Genomic DNA, 26,211 nt, shown 5'->3' on the forward strand with positions numbered 1-26,211 from the left:
CTACAGGTCGCTCATGCGGTGTGATGACCTGGTGAAGCTGTCCTCGATCCAGTGGTATTCCCAGATGGTGATGTCCTGAGGCGTGAGTGCGTTGCCGATCTGGATGTTCGCCTTGAGGATGGCTTCGGCTTGCTTTAAGAAGGCTGTGAGGTCGTCTGACTGAACGGTGAGCAACAGGTAGCGGTAAAGCCTGTCTCGGGACTCGTGGACGTTCTCTGGCGAGATGTCTATGCCGTAGATGGATGACAGGCACTTGAGGGCGTAGGTCGTGCTTTCGCCTGTGCTGTAGCTCAGCTTGCGCTTGAGGATCTCAATGAGGAAGTTGCCTGTTCCGCAGGTTGGCTCCAGCCACGTGCTCAGCGGGTCTTGAAGCTTGTCCTGTGGGATGAGATCCAGCATCTTGCTCACGATGTGTGGAGGGGTGAACACTTCGCCAAGGCTCTTGACTCGCTCCCTGCTTTTGATGAGATCAGACATTGGCGAAGAATTCCTGCTTCACCCAGTCAGCAGCTTCCTTCAAGGCGATGTCCATGGCTGTTCCTGGCCGTGCCGTAGGCATGTAGGCGGTCAATTCCTTGGATAGCTTGCCGTTCGGTGCGAAGCTGACTGTGTGGCATGGAGTCCTGAGGCTGTTCGGTTCGTAAAGCTCAAGAGTTGCCGTGTTCTTCCTGCCCAATTTGACCTTCAAGGTGTAGCTCATTCCAATGATGTAGCGGTAGCTCGGGTTTGGTGCGGTCATCAACTCTCTGATTGCTGGCTGGTTGTACAAGTCATAGACCTGGTAGCCAGTGATTTCAGCAATGAGCTTCACGGTTGTTGGCTTGCCTGACTTTCTGATAGAGACGATGGCTGAAGATATTTTTCTATCTTTCTCTTGTTTTTGTTCTTTTGTGTAGTTCATATTTTTAACTTTCTTGTTGTTATGGGTTTTTCGCCAAGGCTTGATTGAAGGCTTTGTTGCAAATCAAAAGCATTCTTTGTGGCGGTTGTTATGTAATATAAGGAACGGCGGTTGTGGTTGTTGCTGAAATGGTCGTAAAAAAGACATTCGCCAACCTTGAGTCCATGTCTTATATATAATCTGAACCATACATAAGATATCTCTGTAAGCTCGCTCCTAAAAAGCTTGACTTTTATATAAATATCCATTTCAATTTCTTTTTTAGTTAGAGTTGGCGTATTCATTTCCATCTCCATGAAAAATATTCCCGACTGTACAAGCCACTACACTGTTCCAGTGCTCAATCTCAGACATGTCAACCTCTGACAGACATCCAATCATCTGGTATGAATCCAACCTGTCGTATACCCATTGTTTAAGCTGGCTGCGATAGATTGCTCTAGGTTTTGGCACAACAATGAATTCCTTGGTGCCATCATCTAGCAACAACAATCCAAACTTATTCTTGGCTGGCCTATGTGGGTGTGCTTTCCACTTTAATATTTCTTTCAAAGTGCTGAGAGTAAGTGTTGATGGGTTCATGCTGCTACTCCCATGTTGATGTCATTGACTAACTTCATGGCGAAATTAAAAGCTGTAGAAGTCTTTTCTCCTTGGCATAGGAAACTGACCTTTTTGTTGTTCTTGAAGTAGATGTTCAGGATGCCCATGCCTTCATCGCTCAAGACTTGCACTACATAGTGAGCTTCGCTCTTGATTGTTAATGTGTAGTCGATCTGGGCTGACAATGCTTGTTCTATCGAATCTTTGCTTAGGTTTAAATCTTTGAGGTTCATGGAATACTTTCTTGTTGTTATGTATTCATATTAGCAAAGCATTTTAAATAATCAATAGACAAGCAATTGTTTAAGATGAACGGTTGAAGTCATGGATAGGTATCGCTTCTTCTAAAGAAGAGTCTTCCCCTGATAGGGGATGTGCTTCGCATGGACGTAAAAAAAGCACCTCATGGGTGCCTTGTTCTTCTGCTTAAGTTGTGGATTAAGCTATCCATTCACCTTTTGCTTCGGTTACCTCTTCTTCTTCATCTTCATCGTTTTCATCTGGAACCTCAGAGTCTTCAACATACTCATTTAAGGCTGAGTTAAAAATGTCCTCTTCTTGCTTCTTAAGATATACAAGGACAATAGTTCTAAATTCATCAATGTCAGATTGTGTATAGACGAACGTGCTGTTTGAACGAAGATAATAAAGTATAGAGTTGAGTTCATTTCCCTCAAACCTATCTTCCGGCATAACTTGCCTCAGTGTTTTATCTGCTTCGTACCAAAGATTTGTTCTCGTAAATCCATCAGTAGGAAGTAACTCGCTGAGAAGTTCATAGTAATGATCCCGTGCCTTGTAGAAAATCTCACCAAGAATCAGATCGTCTGTTATTTCGCTCCTATTTATTTGCATGTTAATCTCCTTTTAAGTTAATTATTATATAATGAATGAAGATATTAATCAATTGATATTTGATGATTGCATATAATAGGAGCTTTAAAAATTTTGGATTTCGAAGATTATGGCGAAGCTCGTGCTCTGTGAGAAGACTGCTCTTTAGGGCCGAAAGAGGGGAAACCTAGCTGCACAGGGTGCACAAGGTTGAAAAGGACCCTGTGCAGGACCTTGTGCAGTCGAAATACCTATATAAATCAATAACTTACCTTCTATAAAAGTGAGAGTGCACAAGGTGCACAGGTAGATCTCAAAAGTTTTCCGTGCGAGAAAAAATAATTTTAAAAATATTTTTAGAAATTCATATTTGAATTTTTACTTCCCTCTAATGGCCTAAAAAACCGATTTCGAAAAAAGTTTCGAAAAATTATTCCTGCCTGTAAAAAGAATGTCAAAGTGCCTGTGCGCCTTGTGCAGTTGGGGTGTTTAGTGACGGTTTCTCCTCTGAAGATGGCCTGCACAAGGTCCTGCACAAGGCCGAGGTGGACCCTGTGCACCTTGTGCAATTTCCCATGAAAAAAGCCAGCATGGAGCTGGCTTTGTGGGTCTAAGTCGGTCTTACTTCTTAACTGGTATGTTTAGAGTCAATATTTCATTGACATCTTTGTTGGACTCTTCATTCCCAAATGCATTGTCAATCTCGTCTTGTTCGGCTTTGATGTCCTCAAGAGGAGTGTTGGTAAGGTTGATGAACCTCATCCTCTTGCCCTTGACCGTTTTCTGAGGATCTCTCATGTCAGGGAACAGAGCATTCATTCTCTTCCAAAACTCTGTTCCACCAAAAAGAGTCAGATTGGATTCTTCACACCATTCCTGATATTTCTTGTAGAAGTCATTCTTGGAAATGTTGCAGCTTACAGGGTCGATGCGATAACCCATATCGGTCACATAGGCCAACACGGTGTTGCTGGCAATCTTCTCTTCTTGAAGTCTTGCCTTAACAGTTTCTGGCGGATCAAACTTCGTTCTTTTGTTCAAGCGAAGCAATCCTTCAAGGCACCAATCGACAACTAAATCAAGTTCGTTTTCAATGATGAGCTTGTGCAAGTCTGGAATGATTGCATCACCTTCAAACTTAACATCCCAGCGGATGTACTGAAGACGGCGGAAAACCGCATCTGTCTCATCTTGAATCCTTGGAAACCTGTTGCATGACATGATCCACTTGGCAGTCGGATGATGGTCAAAAGCCCGTTCATAAAGGTTTCTCAAGCTAACCAAGTCGCCAGCAATGAACTTTTTCAGTTCATTTTCATTGAGCTTCCCCTTCGGAGTTTCGGCAGAAATGGCAAGTGAAGCGTCTTTCAATGAAGCCATTTCAGGGCCATCTAGCTTGTCCAAGTTGACTGCTACAGCATTCTCATGAAGCTTCTCAATGATTTCTAAAAGCACACTCTTGCCGTTGGAACCTGAGCCTTCCCAAATCTGAGCTACTTGGTGTTTGACATTGTTAGTCAGGGTGTAGCCACAATATTCTTGGACAAGCATGCGTTCTTTTTCATCAGGCAAGCTGCTTGTGATGAACTTGTAGAACCTGCTTTCAGGTGGCAGTGGTTTTGGAACATAGAAGCGGGAGCCTTCCTTGAACTTCAAGGCGGCTTTGATGTTGTAGGTCACACCCCAAGCCTTGTCTGGCTTCTTCAACAGGAGGTTGCCTTCATCGGTCACGAAGAGCCATGCATTGAGCATGGGGATGATGGATTCCTTGGGTCTTGGTGGCAGGGACTGGGACTTGAACAAGGCACTCTCGTAGGCATTCCCAGCGAGCTTGTTGCCTGCCATGTTGGGGAAGTTCTCCTCCAGCCACTCAAAGGCTCGTTTCCTGCCCTCGTGCTTGGTCAGGAGCTTCCAGTACGACTCAGCCCACTCGTAGAGGGCAACGTTCTCATCTCGGACGTCGACGGCCAGGTTAGGCATCGCACCTACGGTCTTGGCATACACCAGCTCGGGAGTTGGCTCATCGCTTGCCAGTGCAGCCATATGAGCCTTGTGAGCTAGATCGGCATTTCTCTCCTTGGCCTTCTTGGCTTCGGCTTCTAGCTTTTCTTGCTTCTTGAAGAAGGCTTCTGCGGCCTTTTGGTCATCTCGGGCTTTAGCTTTTTGCTCTTTTTCTTTGGCAGCTACTTCTTGCTTGTAGGCTTTTTCAAGCTCAATCAGCTCAGCTAGTCGTTCTTTATTTTTTGCTTTCTTCGCTGCAAGCTTCATCCTTGCAAACTCTGGCAACTTATCAACTGACAAGAACTTGGTTATTTCATCTTCTTGGTCTTGTTCAATTGAGTCTTCACTATTTTGGTGAAACGGCAAGAACTTGCCATCATCATCAATGGTCAGATACAGGGTATCAGTCTCGTCTAATGTTTCGTTTCCTGGTGGAACTCCAAACTGATCGTCAACATATTTGTCGTCGACAGTATTGACAATTTCATTATTATCTGTATTATTCATCTATATATCCTTTATATTTGCCTCCTCCTTCCAAGATTCGGCATTAACTTACAAAAAGCATCTGCTAGACACAGGTGCTTTTTTTATGCTTGTTCAGTCTCTCCGTGGATTTCAAAGAGTTCGTCAATACGATTTCTCATCAACACTTGGATGTTGAAGCCCTTCTTCTTAAGCACGGCAATCTTTGCCTTCTGATCACGCTTGAGGTTTATGAGATAAGGCACATCAACTTTATCTTCGTCTGGCTTTCTGCTTTTTATTTCATTCATATTGTTCCTCCGTTTTATTCAATTGTATATAGAATACAATTAAAGTCAATAGATTAAAGTAATTAATGTGAAGAGTTTCAATCTCTGTGGTTTGACATTCACAAAATGATGATCTATTGTATGAATGTCTCATGTCAGTTTCCGCGTGAGATGTTTCTTCTTGTTGTGAAGTGAGAAACCCTCAGATTAGTTTCTGAGGGTTTTTCTATTTCTGGCTTAGATGAATGAGATGCTTTGGAATGCTGTTTGCATATTCATTAGCACCTTAACTGTGTGATAAAAGTAGAGTCCTATCACATAGGTCATCGTGTTGAGAATGGATTCTTGTCCAAAGATGAACCATAGAAGGGCTGTGCTTCCTAAGCTGGCTGCAAACAAGTCCTGGTTGTTGGCAAGCTTGACCTGGTGAGCGTCGGTTTGATCGTTGCTTTCTTTGCCGAAGCTGTCACAAAACTTCATCCCTCCCAGTTTGATGAGTTGCCACACATACCAACATACATAAAGCATGTTGAAGTTTGGCAGGACTGCAAGAACAGTCTTGAATGATGGTAATTTGATTCTGGTTAGTGTATTCATATTGTAATTCCTCTTATATTAGTGTAGGGAAGTTTTCTACAATATCAATCCCGTTACCATATCGATGCGTAAAGATTCGAAAATCATCATCATGAATCGACTCTTTTTCTGTGGTTGATCAATAATTTGTTCATCAACACAGAAAGGATATATATGTCAGTTCAAAAGTTCTCAGATGATGTGGTCAAGGAGTTGGAGGAAATGAAGAAGCTCGGAATCAAGGTGAGCAACAAAGCCATTGAGCGAGCAAAGAACTTGGAAGAGATGGCTGAACTTGAAAACATGGGTGTCTCTGAATGTGCTGACTTGATGATCAACTTGTCTTAAAACACTCTACATAAATAAATAGCCACCCGAAGGTGGCTATTCTTCGTCTAAAAACATCCCCTTATTTTTGACAATTCGTATTTCATCTATAATATAAGGAGACAACAACAACAAGAAGCGAGTCATATATGTACGGAATTATTTTATTTATCTTGGCACTGATGCCAAGTTTTGCAGAAGCTGCAAATATGTTTGAGCCTGTCCCTGCGGACAAGGCTATGAAACTGTTAGCCGCGATGTTTGGCAATCTGGGGGTCTTCGGCGCCAGTAGCTCAGATGCTTTCTCAGGTGTCATCACAACGTTCAATGCTGCGGTCCTGACCATTGGCGGGATCTTGGTGGCTTACACCATCATTGCAGGAACACTAGGCACGGCTCATGACGGCGAGATGCTTGGCAAGAAGTTCTCATCGGTCTGGGTGCCCATCAGGACGGCTGTAGGGACTGCTCTCATCCTTCCCGTGATGACAGGGGGCTACTGTGTCATGCAAGCGCTTGTAGGCTGGCTCATCGTCCAAGGAATCGGCTTGGCTGACAACGTGTGGTCCAGCTACATGAGTGCGGCGAACATCACCAAAGTGGTCACTGTCGGTATGGAGAAACCTGCGGTGTCCAACTTGGCTTGGAACACCTTCGGCTCTCTCACATGCATGAGAGGCTATGAGAAGCTCTACAACGATTCCAGAGCTGCAAACGATGTCTGGCCTGAGATCACTTGGGGCACCACCACTACAGCTACACCTGGTGGAACCATCATCGAGTTCGGTGCGAAGACGGAATCAACTGGCTTCTTTAAGAACTCATGCGGCAGTGTCACGATTGACAGGCAAGACCCACTTCCAGCGGGCAACCCCATGAGCGAGTTTTCCTTGATGGGAGACCTGTCCAGCCTCAACAGTGACTTGAGCGCTGCTGATGCTAAGCATGTGGCTGCGGTGAATGCCCTGATCTCTGCGGTCGACAACACGGCTCGAAGCTTCGTGGGTAACACCGGCTTTGATGTCACATCAGAAATCAATGTGGCTGCTGCTACCTATGAGGCGGCCACCAAGGACGCGGCCGCCGGCGTCGTCGCCAAACTCGGTGACTTCGGACAGTTGGAAAAATCGGCTTCTAAGGACGGCTTCTTGCTGGCTGGCGCATGGTTTATGAGATTGAGCTACCTGTCGGAAGTGGCTCAGAAAGCCATCGCAAAGGTGCCTACTGCTTCAGGTGCTTCAGGCTCAGTGAACAGCGTTTTCAAGGACCAGTTCCAAGGCAAATATTTGAAGCCATTGATGGAGCTAAGAGCGAAAGGCGACAACCAGTTTGGTATAGCCAACAGTGAGGATCAATCCAGCTCGGCGATGGATGGCGGGTCTGGTGTCTGGGACTGGATCAAGTCAGGTTTCAGCTTAGACAAGTTGGTGAAAAAGGTTTTCAAGGCTGATGCCATCACTGCGGCAAGCTCTGATGAGCATCCAGTCATGGCTATGAAGAGAGTGGGCAACTGGGCTGGAATCGTTGGCGGTGCCATGTTCTTGAAGTACGGTGCTGCTCTAACTGCGGCAGGCAATCTTCAAGGTGCTGGTACAAGTTTGGCGATAGCCACATTGCCCGTTGCAATGATTGTGTTCCCTGCCCTCATGGCAATCAGCTTCATGCTGAGCTTCGTCCTGCCAATGCTTCCATTCCTGATGTGGATTGGTGTCTGCTTGGGCTGGGTAGTGCTGTGTGTGGAGGCTCTAATTGCAGCTCCCATCTGGGCGGTCATGCACTTGACGGCCAATGGCGACGATATGACAGGCTCGGGCTCTCAAGGCTACCGTCTGGTGTTGAGCTTGACTCTTCGCCCTGTGCTCATGGTGTTTGGTCTTATTGCTGCATTGACCATCATCACCCTATTCGGTCAACTCATCAACATGGTGTTCTTTGATGTCTTCATCTTGAGCCAGCAAGACTCAAGTATCTTTATCTGGATTGTTGGCCTACTTGCCGCACCTCTTATATATGCAGGCGTAATGTGGACAGTTATCAAGAAGTCCATGGATGCTATCCATATTATTCCTGACCAAATCTTGAACTGGTTTGGCGGTGCTGGTCAGCAACTTGGTCACTATGGAGAATCTTTAGGTGGTCAAAATTCAGGAAGCTATGCGGCAGTCGGTGCAATCGGTGTGCAAGCTGGTAGAGGATTGGATGCCAAAAGGCAGGGTGTTGACATGCAACAGCAAATTGGTCAGCGCCAGGCTGCATTGGCTGGAAACGAACAGGCAAAACAAGCGGCCATCTCAGGTGTCAAGAGTGATCTTGATGACAAGCTAGGCTCCGGTGGTTCTTCAATCGTCCAGAAAGCAATGTCTGAGGGTGGCAAGCAAGCTGACTTCAACTCATTAGAAGCTCAACAAATCGGCTCAAAAATGGATAGTGGTATCCAAGCTCTGGGCGGAAAAGAATCTTCTGCTGGTGTGAAGTTCAATGAAGGCATGAATGCTGATATGGATCAGGGCATGCACTTTGACCAAGCATTCTCCAAGAACTTGAAGAGTGGCATGGATGAACAGTACGGCTCTGGTGCTGGTGCGTTCCTGGATAAAGCCAGTCAGGGCAAGCTTCAAGGCTCTGAGTTCACTAAAGGTGTTGAGCAACTCAATGAGATTTCAGCTCACTATGCAAGCAAGGGCTTGAGTGGTGCTGATGTCTCTGAGAAGACATCCAAGCTTTTGGGTGCGGCTGATAAGAACTACACTAATTCCACCAAATCAACTTTAAACGGTGGAGAAAACAATCTTAATCATTATGTTGACAAGGCAATTGGTTTTGCTCAAAAATCTACAATGAAAGACTCAAAATGATGATATATTGATTGCTTATATATCCCATTTATCATATAATACCTCTATTAATTGGAGGTATTATCATGTACAAGAAGGCGGTGGAAAGCACAACATTTTCAGCAGTTGGTTATAACGCAGAAAAGCAAGTTCTTGAAGTTCAGTTCAAGAATGGTCGTATCTATCAATACGTCAAAGTGGCTTATGAAGTCTATGTGGATTTCATGGCTTCCCCATCAAAGGGAAAATTCTTGCATAGCTCCATCTTGGGTGTCTATCCACACATCAGGATTGCATAAAAAAAGCACCCGAAGGTGCTTAGATTTTTGGCCCTCGTTCTGCACGCGATGGCTTGACTGCATGTTTAGCATTTAACTTTGCATGTAGGTCACGGGCATTGATATATTTTTCAAGTGTATCAGCAGGAGTTTCACTGTCGCCTACGATGTCCTGAATCGCCTGAGATGCATGCCTGATAACATGTGGATGAATCTTGATTGCTTTTAAAACAGTTTTTTCATTTGCTTTGTCTGCTTCTGTTCCATGCACTAACGCCCATCCATAGGTCTTAAGAGCGAGATGGAAAAGTTCAGAGTCTTTCTGAAGTTCCTTTGAGGCATCGCTTAAGGTTGAGCCAGCTTTCTCCACGGCACGCAAAACAATAGCTTTGTCGGCTTTATTATCCGTTGATGTGTAGGCTATTGAGTGTGGATACGACTCAATAGCTGCCAAGGTCACATTTCTGTTTTCACGCAGTTTTTCAGGAAGTATTTGAAACAATTGACCTGAGTGCCTCATTAACTTGCATGCAAATTCTTCTGTCTGAAGTGCTTCGCTTAGTCGTTTAACCTCTTGGGGATGATTCTTGATTGCAGCAAAGGCTACTTCTGGTTCATCTTGGAAACTTACAAATCCTTTTGTCCAGAATTTTGCTCCATTGTTCAATGCTTGAATTGCTTCTTCTTTATTTTTGTATTGAATTGCCATGATTTGTTTCTTTAATGTGTTGGCAATATCATACCATTTCATTTTCAAATATCAATAGACAATTCATGTCTTTAAGATAAACGGCATTGGTTACCGACAATAAAAAAAGCACCCGAAGGTGCTTAGATTGTTAGGCTCTGAAGAGTCTCTGCATTAAAAGTGTGTTGAAGTCTCGTCGTTGGTCACAAACGATGTGGATGTAGACCGTGTCATCAATCACCTCATAGATAATCTTGTTCATCTTTGTGAGGACTTGGCGATACTTCTTGACATTCAACTCTTGAAGCTCAAAAGGGATCTTGCCGGTGATGGTTCCATTGCCTACAGCAAAAACAACGGTCTTGATTTCTTGGTAGCCGGTTGCCCAAACATCTTTGCCAAACTTCTTGACAACATAGGATTTCAACTCCTTGATGTCGTCTTCAGCAGATTGAAGAAAAACAACATTCATTCTTCATCCCTGTCCAAGTCGGCAAATACCTCACTGGCTGGGCGAAACTTACCTTGTTGAATCTCGTTCTCTCCAAGTGCCAAAATCTTCAGGAGGGCAAGGGTCTGTTGACTGGCTTCAAAGGTCCCAACATCCATCACCACTAGCTTTGCCTCGCCGTTCTGAGTAATCACCATCGGCTCACGGCTCTCAGTGATGTCCTTGACGATTTCGGCGGCATGGCTCTTGAGGTAGCTGATGGGTTTGACTTGGGTAGAGAACTTCATGGCATGTCCTTAGTAGGTGGACTGATTATAGACCGAATTTGGTCTTGTGCCAAGTTGTTTAATTACTCAGCTTCCCAACACCACGAAAATGCACCAATGGGGTAGAGCCTTTTGCCATCAATGATGACTGGACTGAAAGTGTCAAATTCACCTTCAGGATAATCTTCGGTTCGGTAGATGAAGCTATCTGATTTTTCGTCATAGATAAGCTTGTCATCAAACTGCGAGAAATCATTTGCAACTTGCTGTGCCACTTCCAATGTGAAGTAAGGGCATTCCCATCCATTCCAATATTGGCCTTGTGAGAATCCCATGTACTTGCACTCTTCAATGCCAAACTTCTTTTCAATCATAATTTTCTCCTTTCATAGATTATAAAAAGGATAGATGATTGCGTCGAACGATAAACGTCATAAGCTAAAGATGATTTGCGTCAATTTGCGTATTCATATAGCGAAGCATTGCCAAGCAAGGATGTTTGGGCAAAAAAAAGACTCCCGTAGGAGCCTTATACAAATCAAGGAGAGGATGGCTTTAACGAAACATCTGACCCAGCTTAAAAGCCAATCCATACAATGGTGACTTTTTGGGTGCAACTGGAACTGGTGCCAAATACTTTTGGTTCAAAAGCTTTGTTTGTGCGCTGAAAGTAGTGTCCCATGAATTAACACCGGCTTGATTCTGGGTGAATGAACTACCCAAACCAAGCTCGTTATTGAATGTGCCAGACATATTGCGGTCATTGTTCATAGGAACTCCTTTCTCTCGTTGTACAGCGCAGACAGGCCCGCGTCAAGTCAGAACAGCACAGTCTCATAGTCGCTGCGGATCTGCTCGTTCTGCTCCAGCACGGCATAGAGGACGGCCAGAGAGGCAGTGACAAGCTCGGTGTCACGACCTGGTGAAGAGTTGGGAGGGTGCTTCCCCCCATGGAACAGGTTGTTCCTCACTCGCTGGAGGCTCTCCAGTGCCTTTGCCCTGTCTGTCGCTCCCTGTAGTGCCACATCCTTCCACTTGAGGTTCGGCGCCTGTATCTGTGGCGGGTAGGCAAGCAAGTAGCCCAAGCTCACGGCAAGAGGACTGTCCTGAGCCACTTCAAGAGTGAACTCCCGTGCGAATCGCTTCCAGTCTGGGGATGCTCGTCCCTCCCCTTTCACAAAGCCTGCCTCTTTCAAAGCAAATTCAAATCTTGAGAACACTGCAAAGAATTCACAAGCAAGGTCTTTTGGAACACTGATGAAAGTGAACGGATCAGGAAGCATATTCAAAAATTTTAAATCTCGTCTTTTAGCTTTGCGTGGTCAGCTACAGCTTCGGCTATCTTGTCATCAACATCTCGCTTGTTCACATCGTCGTACCAATAGACAACACCATCACTGAATTCAATGCGAAGCTCTTTTTCTCGCGGCATGTAGCTCGTTATTATTTTTTCCATGTTGCACCCTTTTTCTTTTATTTTTAGCGTGCTTCATGGAGATGTCAAATTTAGAGGTTGCCTTCGGCAATATATTTGAACGGGAATGCTCCATTGATTGCGGCTTTGATTTTGTACTTCCCACCACCGTGCATCTCACAGAAGAACAAATCCTTGCCCTGACCCTTAAGCATGAAGCTTTTGTGTCCGGGCTCCATCACAGGTGCACCGTCGCCTGAAATCAGCGATTCTGAATAATTGACAGCCTTCGCAGTCACCTTCTTGCACTGGGCAAACTCATTGGTTGCACCTTGAACAACTGCCTTGTTGGCAGCAACGTATCCAGCTTCTTTCAGAACAACCACATAGCTTTCTATGTGACCTGGTTGGAACTCAAGTTCAGCTTGTCCAAACGGAGCCGTGACGACTTGAGGTTTCTTCTGGGCAATGGCTGTGAGAAGTCCTGCTGGAGGTGTCTGACCTACTGACTTGAAGAACTTGGTGGTTGCACTCTGAAGCTTGGCAAAAGCAAGCTCTTTCTCAGCCGGATTGTTGATGTTGATCTTGATGCGGATTTCATTCGCACGGTCAAAAGCCGTGGAGCGGATGTAGTAGGCAATGTTTGGCTCCATGCCTCCCCCTCTGGAGGTGCCGAATGACACAAGCTGGCTCATGCATGTCCACTCGCTGGGGTCTGCCTTGCTCGGCTTCCATCCAGCAGTAGGGATGCCCTCAGATTCAAGAGCCGTGCACAGCACCCGTGGGGACTTGAAAACACTGTCTTGAGCCATCACGGCAAGTGGGAAGAACAGGCACGATGCCAAGACTCGTTTCATCAAAGACCTTTAGAAATATTGAGGATGTCTGCCACGGGTCGGGCCTTGTAGGCATGAATCAAGATTCTCGCCGTTTCTGTTGCAAGTAGAAACAGTGGAACCTCCAGCTTGAAGCACTCGTTGACCATGAGCGGGTCGTTGTCGTGAGGGATGGACTGGACACAGTAGGTGAAGGCAAAAATCTCCCGCCTGCGGTCGATCTCCTTGAAGCCCACGGCGAGGAGCTGGCAGTTCATCGCCCGTAGTTCCTTGGTCATGCTCAACAGGCAGGACATGGCTTCTCGTGTCTCCTCGGGGGTGTGAGCCAGTCCAAGCACATCCATCAACTCTCCTGACTTGAAGAAATGCTCACCATGAGCCGTGAGGTTGTGGGCAAGCTCCTTGTGAAGCCTGTGCAACTCGGTGGCAGTCGCACCATCTGGAGTGAGTTTGATGGGTCTGTGCATAAGTTTGTGGAGGACGTGAAAAAGCCACCCGAAGGTGGCTTGTGGATCTTGCTGTGGACAGCTTACTTGGCTTCTGGACCAGCCTTCTTGGTCTTGATGTTCTCGATGATCGCAGCCCACTCCTTCTTGCCTTCAGGAGTCGCGTAGAACTCCTTTCCTTCTGGAGTTTTGTAGCTCTCCATTACGGATTCGAACTTGTCGCCGTGCTTGATGAACAGGTCCTTGAACGCCGGCTTGGTGTACGAAGTGAATTTGTCGGGGTCACCCTTGCCGTAGCCAGCAGGACGCTTGCCATTCGCTGGGAGGGCAATCATCAGAAGCTTCTTAGGCTTCTTTTCCTTCGGGGCGCCATCGGTTTCCTTGGCTGCTCGTGGTGCCTTGGTAACACCGGCTGCCAGACGGATGGTGTTGGCATCAAACAGCTTGTCAATGTCAGAGACTTGCGCACCAGCTTCCTTCAGGTCAAGGAAAGTAATGCCGTGCTTCTTCATCTCCTCAACCAGCTTGGTTACGGTGCCCTTCTTGGCTTCACGCTTTGTTTCGTCTGCCTTGTTCAGGTTTTGCAGTGCTTCAAACACCTTGGGGTCAGTGGAACCTTTCAGAATGAGGTCCATCAGCGCCTCTTTTGAAAGATCAGAAACCTTCGTGGCAGGAGCCTGAGCCGCAGCAGCGGGAGCAGCAGCCTTGTTGGTGTCTTGAGCCTTGGTGTCTTGGGTAGCAGTTGCCATGATGTTTCCTTAGTGGATGTTGATTGAGTTTGCCGTCTCAACAAACTCAATGAATGTTTGTTGATGTAGTGACTTTAGGTCTTCATCTTTGGTGCGTCAACAACTTCTTCAATCTTTTTTCATCTTTTCATCAAACTTGTTCGAAACAACATGTTTGCGTCTTTCTTACAACAACCCGTTTGTCTGAATATTGGTCAACTTCCATTGCTTTTCTCAATATATCTGCTATTTTGATATATGAACAAGGGGAAATTAATGATAACAAATATAAGACAAAAGGGGTTCACCCTCATTGAATTGATGATTACGGTGGCAATTGTAGGAATTTTGGCTGCAATAGCTTTGCCTGCATATCAGGACTACACCATTCGTGCACAGGTAGCTGAAGGTATATCACTAACTGGTGGCATTAAGACAGACATGGAAGAGAGTCATGCACAAACCGGAGACTTTGAAGCGATGCGATTGAAATCCTATACAGATGCTCCCACAGTCGGGAAATACTCCACGGTTTTCAAGAACTTCAATTCAAACACTCAAAAGGTTGTGATTCTGGTGATGATGAACGGACCAGATGCTAGTCAAAAGCTCAAGGACATCAATGCAAGGCTCTATTTAGTTCCAACTGAGCAACCTGGTGGAAACATCGGCTGGAAGTGCACAAGCACATTGGCTGGTGGAGAAGAGATTCCAGCTAAATACTTGCCAAGCTCCTGCAAAGATTAAGAAGCCCAGCCTCGTGGCTTAGAACGAGAGAAAAACAACAACAAGGAGATGATGATGAAAACAGCAATGCAAAAGGGTTTCACCCTTATTGAATTAATGATTACCGTAGCGATTGTAGGAATCTTGGCCGCTGTAGCCTTGCCTGCATATCAAGATTACACAATTCGTGCGCAAATCAGTGAGGCAATCTTGCTTGCCTCAGGCACAAAGCCTAAGGTGGAAGAATGGTATGCCATGAGGGGGCAACTGCCTTCAGACAGCTTTGAGGCTGATGTGGCCTGCCATAACACCAGATGTGGCAACTATGTGGACTACATTGATATTCAAGCTGGATCACCTGGCATGGTGTTCGCTCGTCTAGGCAATGATGTCAATACTAAGGTCAAAGGCTATTCAATTTTCATGAAAGCTCGTATCAACCCTGACGGCAACTTGTCATGGGAATGCATTGGCAACATGAACAGAAAGTATTTGCCTTCCTCATGCACTCAGCACGACACTCCTCAGACAATTAGTTAACCCACTGGGTCAGCGTTCTCGTCTTCGCCTGATGCTCTCGGGCCGGTGTTCTGATCTTTGATTGACTTCATCATTTCAGCAGTACCTGCTTGCCAAGCCTGTATCCATGTTGGAAATGATTCTTCTGAAGCTTTCACATCACTCCAGATAGCAGCATCATCAGTAGACTCAATGAGAACCCAGAAGAAATCTCCTGTGTCAGGTTCGTCAACAAAAACTGTAAGTCTGCGGAGATGGTCAATCATAGGTGCTTTCATAGAACAGGTCCTGATTGTTGTTTTCGCTGGCGTGGGGTAAGTTTGGGTTCATCCTTGGGCTTAAGGTTAACTCCTAGCTTGCCGTGCAGCTTCTCGCTCTCAATAGCATTGGTGAGTGTTTCAACCGGCTCTAGATTGCTTTTCTCAAGCAATGACTTGATTCTTGGCGATAAATTATCCGAGAAAACCTCCTCGCTAATTGTATAAAAACCCTCAACACATCTATAAGCTTCCCTAGCGACCTCCAAGTCATCTTTCAGAGAATCGCCCATATAAGATAGAAAGTAATAATTTTTCGTCAGGAAATGCTCAGCAAATTCTTTGTCGTTTCTTATTTCGTCAGGCAGTAACTTACAGTAGCGATCCAATTCATCAAGATCCTCAAGGGGGATGTCGTTGGAGATGTAGGTTTTGATGTCACCAAGAGCCTCCTGCATATCTGGGTCTGATTTAACTTCATCACTCAGAGTAGGCCAGACCGTTGGATTGGTTTTAACTGCAAGCCTAACAAACTCCACGTCATTTTGAAGTGATATGTCGGCTAGATGAAATAGCTCAGGACTGAACTTGATTGCCTTAATAAGAAAATCAAAATTGCTCGACAGTGTCTCGTGAAGTTCTGTTACTTTCAGTTGTCGCTCGATAAGCTCACCCATGATGTCAGGATCAGCTTTGAAGTCATCTGGAAGCGACTTGTATATTAGGCTGGCAAAGTAAGGTGTAGGTGTTCCCAGTGTGCTCGATGGAAACAAGTCATCGTCTAGCTCATCATTGGAGTAGATGCGATTTTCTCTATATTGCTCTTCATAAGCTACAAGAACCAATTGGAGAAATTCCCTATTCTTGTAAAGCTCTTCTCCAAGCCAAGTAATACAGTACGAATTCATGCCAATCGCTAACAGCATGAACCTTTCATCGTTGGTCAGTTCTGGCGATAGCTCAAACTCTTCAGGAATTTCACGTGAGTGAATAACACGGAGAGCTTCAATTCTTTTGATTTGCATGTGATTGAGGGTCGCCAGAAGCTACCCATTGAAAAGCCGAACTGTCAGGATGTTGATGGATGACGGACAGGGCTTCATCGCCACCAGCTAGCCACTTCGCCCAGTCCTCGGGCTCGAGAACGAGTGGTGCCCTGTCATGGGTGGTGCCTAGGAAGTCGTTTGGCTCGGTTGTGACCATCGTGAAGGTGTTGACCGGCTCACCTGTCTTGTTGTCCTTAGACACCTCGTAGAGTCCTGCTGCAAGGAAGACAGTGGTTTCTTTCATCGAGATGTCTACCCTTGTTTTCACACCCTCCAGAATGGGCCACTCCCACCATGCAGACATGGGGATGAGGCAACGAGTCTCCTTGAAGGCTTTCCTGAAGGTCGGGAGCTTGTGCACTGTCGCACCCACGGCGTTGATGAGTTCGCGCTTCACCCACTTGTCAGGCTTGGCAGGGTCAGGCCAAGTGCGATGGAACCCCCAGCGGCGCCGATCCACGAAGGTCTTGCCGTCCTGGTCCTGGCGGATGACTGGCTGATAGGTGCGGGGGAAGACTTCGGCACTTCCATCCCATAGCTCGGGTTCAGGGTCACGGATGCCAAGGCGAAGAAGATCCAGCTTCTCGTTGGCTATCCAGAGAGGGTCTAGGCGGTATCGTCCACACATAAAAAAAGCCCTTACGTGAAGGGCTACATGATGCCATCGTGATCTTCATATTTTCATCTTAGGCTTGTGAGATTCAACCTTAGGTGCCAGTTTCATATCAAGCTTTTCGTGAAGAAGATGAGCTTGTAAGGACTTCACTGGATCTTCATCGCCAGCTAGCTTTTGTATCTCCTCGGATGCAAAGTGAATCACTGCTGAAGGTTTGTGGTGCGGTTCAATCTCTTTCAGCAATTCTAGAAACTGAGATGGGTTGTCTCTTACTGAGGGGTTTATTGAATTCAGGGGACTAGAAGAATCAGCGCAACAGATCTCGATTAATGCTGGAGTGCTTTTGATTCTGTCAGAGGCGTATTGAAATGATGAAGATTGAGCCCATGTTGCATGTTGTGCAACCTCAATATCGTCTTTCAACTGCACTGATGCTTCTCTAAAGATGCCACAGCATGATTGAACAGCCTGCACCATGAATTCTTTGTCTGCTTTGAGCCTTCCTGAAGCCTCATGAGCGATATAGGCATTGTTTACAAGCGATGCAGTCATCACCTCTTTATCGTCCTTGAATGGTTGAATTAGTTCAACTAAGTATTCATGACTTAATCTATTGGTACTGAACTGGTTATCAGCCAGTTCACTCAATACAAACCTTTTTTCTTCTTGATATTCTTCTGTTGTCATGATTTTCCTTTATTGTTCTATTCAGAATAGCAAAAGAAAAAGGGCTGTCAAACAGTCCCTTGGTTAAATCTTCATCTTCATGGATTGCTGCCTAGTCTCCGCTTTTGGTGCAAGCTTCATATTTAATTTATCCATGAGTTTTTCTGCATTCACGGCTTTCGTCAGGTATGCAACTGGATCTTCCTTTCCAATTTCATCTTGTAGTGCTGTCGGAAAATGCCTTGTGTAGTGAGGCTCATGCTCTATGGCTCTTAAACATACCTCCTTATCTCCCTGCAACCTTTCTGAGCAATGTCTGTAGGCTGTAGGCGAATTGGCTAGGGCATGTAGAACCATGTCCTTGTCATCCTTGATTTGGTCTGAGGCATATTGAATCTGCCAGCCTTCAGTGTTAAGAACATGATGCACAAATTCCTTGTCGGCTTGGAGCTTCTTTCCCACGAATGGAAAGCAGTTGCCATGCTTATTATGAAACCTCAACATCAAGTCCTTATCTTCGCGGATGGAACTTGGAAACTTTTGAAGTCCAAAACCATAGGCACTGTGTGATGAGCAATTCATCATGGCAGTCTCAAATAGACCTTGGTCTGCTTTTAGCTCGTTGGACGCATATTGAAGATTAAAGCCATTGTTAAGAACTGGACTGTGCCTTTCCATCTGAAGAAAGCCAGCTCTATCGCTTATTGCTCGGGCACATAGTTGGTAGTCACCACGCAGCTCTTTAGATGCATATCTAAAATCTCTGCCACCATTCATATTGATGGCATCTTCAACCACTTGCCTCTGACCTCTGAAAAGCTCAAACTTCTTCATCTTGATTGAGTCACCACGCCTAATTGCATCGTGGCAACTATCACTATCCATATAAACTCCTGCCATACTCTTCTCCTTGTTGTTCAGATAAGAGTAGCAAAATAAAAAGGGCTGTCAATGCAGCCCTTGTATTTCAATCTGATTATTCACCTGTCGTATATATCAGGTGACGACAAATCTTCCCCAAAGATGCTCTTAGCATAGGTTCTCCAGAAGTCCGCAGGCTTCCCAGCACTTTCTTTTTCAAGATGGTCTTTGATGTCAACTGATGATGTCTGTGCGAGTTCCAGAAGTGCGAAATAGAATCTGCTGCGCTTCTTCTTGCCATCGTAGCTAATTCTTGGGTCAGGCATGTCCCATGCCTTCTTCTCCAAGTCATCAAACCAGGATCGGTAGATAGATAGGGGTGTCTCTTGAATGAGGAAGTAGCAGACTTCCCAAAGGTCGTGCCTTACACAATCCAGCAATATTGGCTTAATTGCGCGTGGACGTGCGGAATTTTCACTCTTCTCTTTTATTTTGTCTATTTGACGATAGATGTTTCTGATGTAATTGGAGCGGCTTACTAGTTCGTCGTCAACAATAATGAATTGAGGTGCCAGCATGTCAACTGCGATCTTTCAAGTCTTCCATCCGTGCCATGAAGTCCTTGCCTTCTGGGTCGCTATCTTTATCGCATTTCCATCCTGCAAGCCTTAAAACTTGAGCGTAAGCTGTTGATTCCCAAATTTGTGCAATGGTAAGTCCAGTGATTCGGCCTGGTTGACCTCTAAGGTCTGTGATGACACCACGCTGAATAGCTTCCATTGTCATGTGGATATGCTTTTCATCACTGAACTCAAAAAGCTCCTGGACCACATCAGCTATTTCTTCAGCCGTCGGGTTCATGGCAAAGAACTCGGCTCTGTCTTTTTCCTCACAAAGCTCCACCATTGTAGAAACCCTTTTTGAATAATCAGATTCATCAAGTTCGGTCATTTTGGCTCTTATTGTTTGGTTGAGTCCACCCAGACATCAACAGTATCTTGCCATAGTCGCTTTTCTCAAAGCTTTGGGCTATTGTTTCTTGATAAATAACACCGGGAGACTCTCGAAAATCTTTGACGATGCCTTTTTTCAAGCCTTCAAGTGCTGCGAAAGAAGCGATACCATCAAGTCCGACATCCAAAGAACATGCGACAACATCGGCAATTACTTCAGGACTTGGATTTTGATCGAAAAACATTTGAGGGTTGTCTCCCCTCAAAAACTCCATAAGTCGATCAAAGTTGACTTGATATTCAGTCGGCTTATCGTCGTCAGTCATTCTTCTTCCTTAGGTTCAAAGCCAAAGTGTTGCCTGTGCCATTTGAGATAGGGTTTCATTCCTGCATGTGTGCGACTGGTCAATGCACCATGCGGGTTAATAGGCAAGCTATTTTGAGCCTGAAGATGAAATCTAGCGTGAACGAGCATCTTGAAATTATCGTCAAAGCTGATGTATCCACGGTCAAATGCCTTATCCAAGTTCGGGCTGAGCAAGATGCCGTTGTCTGGAGAGAGGCGCTCCTTTCTGGTGGTGCACTTGCTCCAAGGCTTGATGTGCGAAGCAACTAATAGCGCCTCGTCCTTGCACTGCGTAACAGCACAGCCTTTCCACCTTTCAACCAGCTTTTGACGAAAGTAGCCTTGCCCCACTCGTAGTTTTACGATGGCATCTTTTTCGGTGTCTGAGAGTGGAGAGTTTTCAAGCCAGTCAAGAAACTCGTTGTCAGTTCCTGGCTCGGGTGCTTCATCAAATGGATCTTTGATAACTCGTGGAGGTGGCTCAATGCCACGGACCAGCTCAAAGGCTCCGTCAGTGTCATATTTATGAACCCACCATGAGGCTGAGTCCAATAATCGTTTTTCTGCTTTTGAAGAGTCGGTTGCCGCATCTTCAACATCGGTGCGACTGCCATCTAAAACTGCCACTCGCACGGGAAGGCGAGAAAAGTATGCAGTTGAGACAAGAGAACTGAATGCCTGAGCCTTTTTAATTTTCATTGCCAAGCGATGATCTGACTCGCCAGCAATCTTCATGTCCGTCTTCATGTTGCCCCACTTCTGGGCATCCAATCTTGAATTTCCTAGACGGACAAGTTTCCCATCCATGGGCTGGATTTCATTCCACCAAATACATGCAAGATATGGTTCACCTTTGCCACCAAATGTCCACAGGCTGTTTTGATAGACATTGTCAGGCGGATCAATAGGTCTGTTATCTTTACGACTAATTTCCCAAGGTTCACCACTCAAGCCTGCTTCAATAGCTAGATCATAGATGTTCCGCTTGGTGAGAGGGCGAATGGATTGGTATTCTTCTTCAAGTGTCATGTTAGGATGATGCCTGTTCGCTATAGCAAAACATGAAAGCCAAAAATGCTACGAGATCCTGATTACAAACCGAGTGCTAACAACTTGTTCAAAATAAATCAAGCTCTCAAGGTGGTTGAAACAGTTGGGAAGTTCATCAAGCAGCCTGCACTTGAGACAATATTTTTTGAGCAAGATGACAAGAGCTTTATTTTACTGGTTAATCCATTTCTCAATGACTTTATTGAGGTTGCTCTAGTCAATGAATCATTTGAAAATTGCGAAGATAAGAAGGAATCTCAGGCGTTGGGTATTCTTTCCGGCGCTAATGAATATGGATCTGCAAAGTTTTATTTAGATCCATCAGAACATGCCACTGGCAGAATAAGCTCTTTTTTGTCTCCTGAGCAAGATTACACAGTTGCACTTCATGCTGTCATGCTGACCAAACTTTTAGAGGAATCTGAGCAGGTTGCCAAAAGCCTAAACAGGAAGCGGTGATTACGCTCTCACTATTGGAATGTCTGCCCAGTTGGTAGTGTAGGCTGGTGTCCTTCGTTCCTGCTTCATGGAGAATGCTCGTTTGTCCCCATGCAAGCCTGCACTTCCCAAGATGATCGTGCCCTTGCCATACCGTCCGTTGAGCTTGTCCAAGGTGGTCATCAATGTCCCCTTGTCTTCAGGCTCTGGCTCAAGGTTGAGTTCAAATTGTTCAATGCCACCATCTTGAAGCTCCAAGAGCATGACTCCAGCCTTGGCATAGTTGAATCCTGCCTTGTAGATATTGCGCAGGCCTGACAGTGCAGCTTCAGCTATCAGTCTGGTGTCGCATGTAGGTCTACGCAGTGGGATGGTCATGCTCCTGCTGTACTGGGGATCTTTCCTGAAGGGACTAGTACGGATGAAGCACAGGACTTGGCCGGCGTTGCCTCCTTGCTTTCTGAGCTTCTCTGATGCCCTTGTAGCGAACTCTGTGACTGCCTCGGTCAGCTCGTGCAGTTCGGTGAGTGGTGTGCCAAACGACCTGGTACAGGCGATCTCCTTTTTGGCTGGTGCATGCTCCTCCAAGTCAATGCAGGATGTTCCTTGAAGCTCACGAACAGTCCTCTCCAGCACCACACTGAAACGGCTCCTGATGGTTGCCGCATCTATGCGGATGAGATCCTGCACAGTCATGATTCCACCGGCTTTGAGCTGCTCACTGATTCGCGGACCCACTCCCCAAACTTCACCCACCTCAGTCCTTGCGAAAACATCGTCAAGCTCTGCGGGTGACAGGGTTGAGAAGTCGCAGACTTGAGCTAGCTTCTCAGGGTAGGAACCCGGCTTCCTCTCGCTCGTTTTGGCGACATGGTTTGCCAGCTTTGCAAGTGTCTTGGTGTTGGCTATCCCAATCCCACAAGGTATGCCTACCCATTGCAGGATTCGACTTCTGAGCTTGAGGCCTCTTTCCACATGGTCAGTGTTGATGCCTGATAAATCAACAAATGATTCATCTATGGAATACACCTCAACACGATGACCAAAGCCTGAGATGATGCTAGCTACTCTGTCGGATAAATCACCGTAAAGAGCAAAGTTGGCAGACAGGGCAACAAGTCCATGTGTCTCAGCCATACTTTTAATCTGGAACCATGGGGCACCCATTTTTATGCCCAATGACTTTGCTTCGTTCGAGCGTGCTATGGCACATCCATCATTATTAGAAAGAACAATGACAGGCAAGCCGTTCAGCGATGGTCTGAAGACTCTTTCGCAACTTACATAGAAGTTGTTTCCATCAACAAGTGCGAACATGACATCACGCCTTGAACCGCTTGAGAGAGGTCAGCACCACTCCCCAGATTTCCAGTAGCTGGCCGTCTTTGGGGATGATGTCTGGGTAGGTTGGGTTGCCTGCCTTGAGCCTTATGACACCAGCGCGCTTGTAGAGGTACTTGCAGACAAATTCGTTGTCTAGGACGGCGATGACGATGTGCCCATGGGCGGGTCGGATGGCTCTGTCCACGAGGAGGGTATCCCTGTCCCAGATGCCGTACTCCTTCATGCTGTCCCCTCTCACAGTCATCCAGTAGGAGGCTGCTGGATGGATGAGAAGCTCTTCCAAAATGTCCACTCGCTTGGCTCCCAAATCCTCGGCTGGACTCGGGAAGCCTGCCCTCACATGCTCCTCAAGCTCCGTTATTGATAGCGGGGTGAGGTTGACTGGGATAGGAGCAAGGCTGTACATCCATCCAGTGTAAGCCGGTGGTGGTCGGTGGTGGCGAAAACTTGCCTGACCTGGTGGGACATGTGCTCAAAAATTCAGCATGCGGATTGCTGTTTGCCATGCGAAGTTGACAATCAAAATTAACCTGCTATTTATATTCAAACAGGATTAATCGCTGCCACACCAAATCCAATACTTAATTCAATATGCTTCCCAGCCATGAATTCTAAAAACCCTCAGAAATGAGGATTTTTTTTGACAATTACAAATAACCTGCTATTTATATATTATCAAATTCTTAGTAAAGTTTGGCAGGATCATTTGCTTGGTCGCGGTGATTGAGAAAGTGAAAAAGCCTTCAGTGATGAAGGCTTTTCTTATGGGTGACTCATTTTACTCAAGTGTCAACTTTTGCTTAGAAACTACGTTTTTGTAAACTGCAAGCTCATCTTTAACTTGTGCAGTGAACTGCTCTGGTGTGTTGCCGATGATGATTGAACCAGTGTCTTCAATTCTTTTTCTTACTGCTGGGTCTTTCAGAGCTTCAACTACACCATCATGAATCTTGGTGACAACTTCTTTAGGCATGTTCTTTGGGCCGGTGATGCCGTAGTAAGCCATGCGGTTGACGGACTCTAATCCGACTTCCTTGAAGGTAGGAACATCAGGAAGTTCTTTCAACCTGTTAGGAGCGGCGACAACGATTGGAATCAATCTTCCAGTTTTGATGTGCTGATAAGTTGATGGAAAGTTGTCAAAAATCATTGGCACTTGTCCACCTACAGTATCTGTCAATGCAGGGCCAGCACCTCTGTATGGAATGTGAGTCACGAATGTTTGAGTCTGGCTTTTGTAGGACTCCATTAACAAGTGACCAATACCACCAGCACCTGACGAAGCATAGGAATACTTTCCTGGATTCGCTTTCAACACTGCCAAGAACTCTTTGTAAGTCCTAGCTGGGAATGATGGGTGCACAGCAATGATGTTTGGGGTTGCTGCGATGTTTGTGATGTATGTGAAATCGTTGATTGGGTCGTAAGGTGTCTTCGGATTGATGGCTGGGTTTGCAGCAGTGCTGGACACAGTTGCGATTCCAAGCTTGTAGCCGTCTGGAGAAGCCTTGGCTGTCTCGTTAGCTCCCACGATTCCACCACCACCAGCCTTATTGATGACGATGACAGATTGCCCGAATGCTTTGCCTAAAGGCTCACTGATGACACGGGCCACGATGTCAGTTGTTCCACCAGTAGCGAATGGAACTTGAAGTTCAACAGGCTTGGTCGGGTAGCTTTGTGCCATTGCTGAGAATGTGCATAAAGTTGAAGCAATCGCAATTGCTGAAATTTTAAAGATGTTCTTCATAAGGTGTCTCCTTTGTTGTTATGAATGAATTCACCTTAGCAAATATATTGTGATTGTCAATATCTCTTAGTCAAAAGATATTGTGATTCATAATTGACTTTGGTTTTCTTTTTGCTATAGATATATAGAACAACAAAAGGAAAACCATGAAACACACAAGAATATTTATAGGATGCATGCTGTTAGTTTCAGCCAGTGCATATGCTCAACAAAACTCAACTGGATTAGGTGCAACCACCGTTGGCGGCTCTGGAATCATCACCCGCATCTATTCCAATAATTCTGTAAGCATTGGAGAAGGTGCATCTGCCAATGAATCTGGGGTAGCCATCGGTGTTGGAACTACTACAGGTCAAAGTGGTGTCGCCATCGGTAGAGATAGCAGTGCTGAAGACAATGCCGTATCTCTTGGGACTAACAATTATGTAGAAGGCTCCAATGTGGGTGTTGGCAACAACATTAATGTCACTGGAGTAGCGAACTCTGTAGCACTGGGGAATGGCACCTCAGCCACGAGAAGCAATGAGGTCGCTGTAGGCGGTAGAACGATTGGTGGCCTTGGCGTCGCTACATCCAATGACCAGGCTGCTAACTTCGGCCAAGCAAAGGCGATGGTGAGCAATGGTGTGACTCAGGCTGTCACTACTTCTGCCGCATACACAGATGCGGTGGCTACTTCCACATTGGGCTCAGCCAATGCCTATACAGACAACATAACGGCTGGTATCAAGCAAGAAGCTGTGACTGAGGCGAACGCCTATACGGACAATGTTGGTGCTTCTGTCTTGAACAATGCCAATACTTACACTGACAACACAGTGAAGGGCTATGCGAGAAAAGACTATGTAGATGCTGCGGTAGCTGGTGGTGTGAAGCAAGCCAATGCTTATACAGATGACAAGTTCAAGCAGGCCAGCAAGATTGCCTACAGTGCTGCTTCCGTGGGTATGGCTTCATCTGCTTTGGTCTTCAATCCAAATATTCAAAGACAAGTAGCTGTAGGTGCTGCAACTGTTCATGGAACATCTGCCTTGGCATTAGGCATCGCATGGAGGCACGGCGAGAGGGGAATGTTCAACGTTCGTGGTGCACTTGGTCAGAACGGCACAAGCGGTGTAGCTATCGGCTACTCAATGGGTTTCTGATCATGAAGATAGATTTCACCCTTACAGACATGGCGATAGAAGAGATTGAGAGCAAAGGCGAACAGGTGACTTTGAAAAAGATTTCTGTGATTACCGGCTATAAATACGGCGACTTGTACATGAGTCGAAAGTTCAATCAATATATAAGACGCACCAGTGTTTCCGAAAAGGTTAGAAAACGCAGAGAACGGGCGACAAAAGATTTTATTGCCAGAGTTGATGCCGCAAAAACTGAACGCGAACGTAATGCGCAAGCTCAAAAAAAGAAGAATGAGGAAGCCAAGAGCCGTGCCAATGCAACCCCAGTTATCTTCTCACTTCCACTTTCTCAATCATTGCCGTCTCAAATTCCTGCTGGTAGCTCTGGCAAGATGACATGGAGGAGTGGCTCAGCAACCCAGTATGTGGAGATAAATGTTGTAGGGCTAGCTGATGATGATTGGTTCACCCGCGAAGTGGGTGCTTATATGTGCCTTGAAGCCTTCAACAAACTTATGGGCAGAAAAGGTGATAGGAAGATAAGAGAATCTGACATTGAAGCTCTGAAGCCATAAAC

Annotated in this window: 39 protein-coding genes; 8 read left to right on the forward strand and 31 right to left on the reverse strand. The window is 45.8% G+C overall.

The genetic code is table 11. The features are described 5' to 3' along the window. The 9 genes from E5P3_RS24980 to E5P3_RS25020 form a co-directional block, all read right to left on the reverse strand. Positions 1-477, reverse strand: coding sequence for an N-6 DNA methylase (locus E5P3_RS24980; RefSeq protein WP_162588417.1), 477 nt, complete (start codon positions 475-477; stop codon positions 1-3). Next, positions 470-901: a hypothetical protein gene (locus tag E5P3_RS24985; protein WP_162588418.1), complete on the reverse strand. Its 432-nt coding sequence runs from the start codon at positions 899-901 to the stop codon at positions 470-472. Before E5P3_RS24985 ends, E5P3_RS24980 begins: the two co-directional genes overlap by 8 nt. Then, on the reverse strand, positions 898-1,185 hold the full coding sequence (locus tag E5P3_RS24990; protein WP_162588419.1) for a hypothetical protein: 288 nt from the start codon (positions 1,183-1,185) through the stop codon (positions 898-900). Before E5P3_RS24990 ends, E5P3_RS24985 begins: the two co-directional genes overlap by 4 nt. Further along, positions 1,163-1,483, reverse strand: coding sequence for a hypothetical protein (locus tag E5P3_RS24995; protein ID WP_162588420.1), 321 nt, complete (start codon positions 1,481-1,483; stop codon positions 1,163-1,165). Before E5P3_RS24995 ends, E5P3_RS24990 begins: the two co-directional genes overlap by 23 nt. Further along, complete coding sequence (locus tag E5P3_RS25000; RefSeq protein ID WP_162588421.1) at positions 1,480-1,737, reverse strand: hypothetical protein; 258 nt, start codon at positions 1,735-1,737, stop codon at positions 1,480-1,482. Before E5P3_RS25000 ends, E5P3_RS24995 begins: the two co-directional genes overlap by 4 nt. Before the next feature lie 205 nt (positions 1,738-1,942). Further along, the gene (locus E5P3_RS25005) at positions 1,943-2,359 is read right to left on the reverse strand and encodes a hypothetical protein (RefSeq protein WP_162588422.1); all 417 of its coding nucleotides are present in this window, start codon (positions 2,357-2,359) and stop codon (positions 1,943-1,945) included. Between the two features lie 600 nt (positions 2,360-2,959). Beyond that, a complete protein-coding gene (locus E5P3_RS25010; protein WP_162588423.1) occupies positions 2,960-4,846 on the reverse strand; it encodes a DNA primase family protein in 1,887 nt (628 codons plus the stop codon). 83 nt (positions 4,847-4,929) lie between these two features. After that, on the reverse strand, positions 4,930-5,115 hold the full coding sequence (locus E5P3_RS25015; protein WP_162588424.1) for a hypothetical protein: 186 nt from the start codon (positions 5,113-5,115) through the stop codon (positions 4,930-4,932). Between the two features lie 216 nt (positions 5,116-5,331). After that, positions 5,332-5,691, reverse strand: a complete 360-nt coding sequence (locus tag E5P3_RS25020; protein ID WP_162588425.1) for a hypothetical protein — start codon at positions 5,689-5,691, stop codon at positions 5,332-5,334. A gap of 153 nt (positions 5,692-5,844) precedes the next feature. Here E5P3_RS25020 and E5P3_RS25025 point away from each other — a divergent pair, with 153 nt between their 5' ends. The 3 genes from E5P3_RS25025 to E5P3_RS25035 all read left to right on the forward strand — a co-directional run bounded on the left by E5P3_RS25025 (position 5,845) and on the right by E5P3_RS25035 (position 9,130). Next, positions 5,845-6,018 (forward strand): hypothetical protein, encoded by a 174-nt coding sequence (locus tag E5P3_RS25025; protein WP_162588426.1) that lies wholly within the window; start codon positions 5,845-5,847, stop codon positions 6,016-6,018. 128 nt (positions 6,019-6,146) lie between these two features. Next, complete coding sequence (locus E5P3_RS25030; protein ID WP_162588427.1) at positions 6,147-8,852, forward strand: DotA/TraY family protein; 2,706 nt, start codon at positions 6,147-6,149, stop codon at positions 8,850-8,852. A gap of 65 nt (positions 8,853-8,917) precedes the next feature. After that, positions 8,918-9,130: a KTSC domain-containing protein gene (locus E5P3_RS25035; RefSeq protein WP_162588428.1), complete on the forward strand. Its 213-nt coding sequence runs from the start codon at positions 8,918-8,920 to the stop codon at positions 9,128-9,130. A 19-nt stretch (positions 9,131-9,149) separates the two neighbouring features. Here the strand turns inward: E5P3_RS25035 and E5P3_RS25040 are convergent, their stop codons facing one another. The 10 genes from E5P3_RS25040 to E5P3_RS25085 all read right to left on the reverse strand — a co-directional run bounded on the left by E5P3_RS25040 (position 9,150) and on the right by E5P3_RS25085 (position 13,959). After that, complete coding sequence (locus E5P3_RS25040; RefSeq protein ID WP_162588429.1) at positions 9,150-9,860, reverse strand: DUF4116 domain-containing protein; 711 nt, start codon at positions 9,858-9,860, stop codon at positions 9,150-9,152. Between the two features lie 88 nt (positions 9,861-9,948). Continuing rightward, complete coding sequence (locus tag E5P3_RS25045) at positions 9,949-10,269, reverse strand: type II toxin-antitoxin system RelE/ParE family toxin (protein ID WP_162588430.1); 321 nt, start codon at positions 10,267-10,269, stop codon at positions 9,949-9,951. Next, positions 10,266-10,535: a type II toxin-antitoxin system Phd/YefM family antitoxin gene (locus E5P3_RS25050; protein WP_162588431.1), complete on the reverse strand. Its 270-nt coding sequence runs from the start codon at positions 10,533-10,535 to the stop codon at positions 10,266-10,268. The genes E5P3_RS25045 and E5P3_RS25050 overlap by 4 nt, the downstream gene beginning before the upstream one ends. A 62-nt stretch (positions 10,536-10,597) precedes the next feature. After that, the gene (locus E5P3_RS25055; protein ID WP_162588432.1) at positions 10,598-10,888 is read right to left on the reverse strand and encodes a hypothetical protein; all 291 of its coding nucleotides are present in this window, start codon (positions 10,886-10,888) and stop codon (positions 10,598-10,600) included. 181 nt (positions 10,889-11,069) lie between these two features. Next, positions 11,070-11,285: a hypothetical protein gene (locus tag E5P3_RS25060; protein ID WP_162588433.1), complete on the reverse strand. Its 216-nt coding sequence runs from the start codon at positions 11,283-11,285 to the stop codon at positions 11,070-11,072. 47 nt (positions 11,286-11,332) lie between these two features. After that, positions 11,333-11,797, reverse strand: coding sequence for a hypothetical protein (locus E5P3_RS25065; RefSeq protein WP_162588434.1), 465 nt, complete (start codon positions 11,795-11,797; stop codon positions 11,333-11,335). 11 nt (positions 11,798-11,808) lie between these two features. Further along, positions 11,809-11,970: a KTSC domain-containing protein gene (locus E5P3_RS25070; protein WP_162588435.1), complete on the reverse strand. Its 162-nt coding sequence runs from the start codon at positions 11,968-11,970 to the stop codon at positions 11,809-11,811. Between the two features lie 50 nt (positions 11,971-12,020). Then, entirely contained in the window at positions 12,021-12,785 is a 765-nt protein-coding gene (locus E5P3_RS25075) for a DUF6030 family protein (RefSeq protein WP_162588436.1), read from the reverse strand. Continuing rightward, a complete protein-coding gene (locus E5P3_RS25080) occupies positions 12,785-13,231 on the reverse strand; it encodes a hypothetical protein (RefSeq protein WP_162588437.1) in 447 nt (148 codons plus the stop codon). The genes E5P3_RS25075 and E5P3_RS25080 overlap by 1 nt, the downstream gene beginning before the upstream one ends. 62 nt (positions 13,232-13,293) lie before the next feature. After that, positions 13,294-13,959 carry a hypothetical protein gene (locus tag E5P3_RS25085; protein WP_162588438.1) on the reverse strand — a complete coding sequence of 222 codons (666 nt, stop codon included), beginning with the start codon at positions 13,957-13,959 and terminating at the stop codon, positions 13,294-13,296. A 237-nt stretch (positions 13,960-14,196) separates the two neighbouring features. Here E5P3_RS25085 and E5P3_RS36195 point away from each other — a divergent pair, with 237 nt between their 5' ends. Both E5P3_RS36195 and E5P3_RS25095 read left to right on the forward strand, forming a co-directional pair. Continuing rightward, the gene (locus E5P3_RS36195; RefSeq protein ID WP_197893982.1) at positions 14,197-14,685 is read left to right on the forward strand and encodes a pilin; all 489 of its coding nucleotides are present in this window, start codon (positions 14,197-14,199) and stop codon (positions 14,683-14,685) included. Between the two features lie 54 nt (positions 14,686-14,739). Further along, complete coding sequence (locus E5P3_RS25095) at positions 14,740-15,204, forward strand: pilin (protein WP_162588439.1); 465 nt, start codon at positions 14,740-14,742, stop codon at positions 15,202-15,204. Here the strand turns inward: E5P3_RS25095 and E5P3_RS25100 are convergent. The 9 genes from E5P3_RS25100 to E5P3_RS25140 all read right to left on the reverse strand — a co-directional run bounded on the left by E5P3_RS25100 (position 15,201) and on the right by E5P3_RS25140 (position 20,957). Further along, positions 15,201-15,449: a hypothetical protein gene (locus E5P3_RS25100; protein WP_232073300.1), complete on the reverse strand. Its 249-nt coding sequence runs from the start codon at positions 15,447-15,449 to the stop codon at positions 15,201-15,203. The two genes, E5P3_RS25095 and E5P3_RS25100, sit on opposite strands and share 4 nt — an antisense overlap. Before the next feature lie 8 nt (positions 15,450-15,457). Further along, positions 15,458-16,465, reverse strand: a complete 1,008-nt coding sequence (locus E5P3_RS25105) for a DUF4116 domain-containing protein (RefSeq protein WP_162588441.1) — start codon at positions 16,463-16,465, stop codon at positions 15,458-15,460. Beyond that, positions 16,446-17,114: an SOS response-associated peptidase gene (locus tag E5P3_RS25110; RefSeq protein ID WP_162588442.1), complete on the reverse strand. Its 669-nt coding sequence runs from the start codon at positions 17,112-17,114 to the stop codon at positions 16,446-16,448. The genes E5P3_RS25105 and E5P3_RS25110 overlap by 20 nt, the downstream gene beginning before the upstream one ends. Before the next feature lie 45 nt (positions 17,115-17,159). Continuing rightward, positions 17,160-17,789, reverse strand: a complete 630-nt coding sequence (locus E5P3_RS25115; RefSeq protein ID WP_162588443.1) for a DUF4116 domain-containing protein — start codon at positions 17,787-17,789, stop codon at positions 17,160-17,162. A 63-nt stretch (positions 17,790-17,852) separates the two neighbouring features. Further along, complete coding sequence (locus E5P3_RS25120) at positions 17,853-18,668, reverse strand: DUF4116 domain-containing protein (protein WP_162588444.1); 816 nt, start codon at positions 18,666-18,668, stop codon at positions 17,853-17,855. An 80-nt stretch (positions 18,669-18,748) separates the two neighbouring features. Continuing rightward, complete coding sequence (locus tag E5P3_RS25125; RefSeq protein ID WP_162588445.1) at positions 18,749-19,207, reverse strand: hypothetical protein; 459 nt, start codon at positions 19,205-19,207, stop codon at positions 18,749-18,751. A 1-nt stretch (position 19,208) separates the two neighbouring features. After that, positions 19,209-19,580, reverse strand: a complete 372-nt coding sequence (locus tag E5P3_RS25130) for a hypothetical protein (RefSeq protein ID WP_162588446.1) — start codon at positions 19,578-19,580, stop codon at positions 19,209-19,211. Continuing rightward, a complete protein-coding gene (locus tag E5P3_RS25135; protein ID WP_162588447.1) occupies positions 19,567-19,908 on the reverse strand; it encodes a hypothetical protein in 342 nt (113 codons plus the stop codon). The genes E5P3_RS25130 and E5P3_RS25135 overlap by 14 nt, the downstream gene beginning before the upstream one ends. Next, positions 19,905-20,957: an HNH endonuclease gene (locus E5P3_RS25140; RefSeq protein ID WP_162588448.1), complete on the reverse strand. Its 1,053-nt coding sequence runs from the start codon at positions 20,955-20,957 to the stop codon at positions 19,905-19,907. The genes E5P3_RS25135 and E5P3_RS25140 overlap by 4 nt, the downstream gene beginning before the upstream one ends. A gap of 45 nt (positions 20,958-21,002) precedes the next feature. On the opposite strand from E5P3_RS25140, the gene E5P3_RS25145 reads away from it, so the two are divergent. Then, positions 21,003-21,437 carry a hypothetical protein gene (locus E5P3_RS25145; protein WP_162588449.1) on the forward strand — a complete coding sequence of 145 codons (435 nt, stop codon included), beginning with the start codon at positions 21,003-21,005 and terminating at the stop codon, positions 21,435-21,437. Here E5P3_RS25145 and E5P3_RS25150 read toward each other — a convergent pair whose 3' ends face one another. The 3 genes from E5P3_RS25150 to E5P3_RS25160 all read right to left on the reverse strand — a co-directional run bounded on the left by E5P3_RS25150 (position 21,438) and on the right by E5P3_RS25160 (position 24,447). Continuing rightward, the gene (locus E5P3_RS25150) at positions 21,438-22,733 is read right to left on the reverse strand and encodes a Y-family DNA polymerase (protein WP_162588450.1); all 1,296 of its coding nucleotides are present in this window, start codon (positions 22,731-22,733) and stop codon (positions 21,438-21,440) included. A gap of 4 nt (positions 22,734-22,737) precedes the next feature. Then, positions 22,738-23,166 carry a LexA family protein gene (locus E5P3_RS25155; RefSeq protein ID WP_162588451.1) on the reverse strand — a complete coding sequence of 143 codons (429 nt, stop codon included), beginning with the start codon at positions 23,164-23,166 and terminating at the stop codon, positions 22,738-22,740. A 372-nt stretch (positions 23,167-23,538) separates the two neighbouring features. Continuing rightward, positions 23,539-24,447, reverse strand: coding sequence for a tripartite tricarboxylate transporter substrate binding protein BugE (locus tag E5P3_RS25160; RefSeq protein ID WP_443083297.1), 909 nt, complete (start codon positions 24,445-24,447; stop codon positions 23,539-23,541). Between the two features lie 209 nt (positions 24,448-24,656). Between E5P3_RS25160 and E5P3_RS25165 the strand changes: the two genes are divergently transcribed. Beyond that, the gene (locus E5P3_RS25165) at positions 24,657-25,655 is read left to right on the forward strand and encodes a YadA-like family protein (RefSeq protein WP_162588453.1); all 999 of its coding nucleotides are present in this window, start codon (positions 24,657-24,659) and stop codon (positions 25,653-25,655) included. A 2-nt stretch (positions 25,656-25,657) separates the two neighbouring features. Then, positions 25,658-26,209, forward strand: a complete 552-nt coding sequence (locus E5P3_RS25170) for a hypothetical protein (RefSeq protein ID WP_162588454.1) — start codon at positions 25,658-25,660, stop codon at positions 26,207-26,209. The last annotated feature ends 2 nt before the right edge of the window (positions 26,210-26,211 follow it).

The organism is Variovorax sp. RA8 (genome assembly GCF_901827175.1).
In the GTDB taxonomy this organism is placed as follows: domain Bacteria; phylum Pseudomonadota; class Gammaproteobacteria; order Burkholderiales; family Burkholderiaceae_C; genus Variovorax.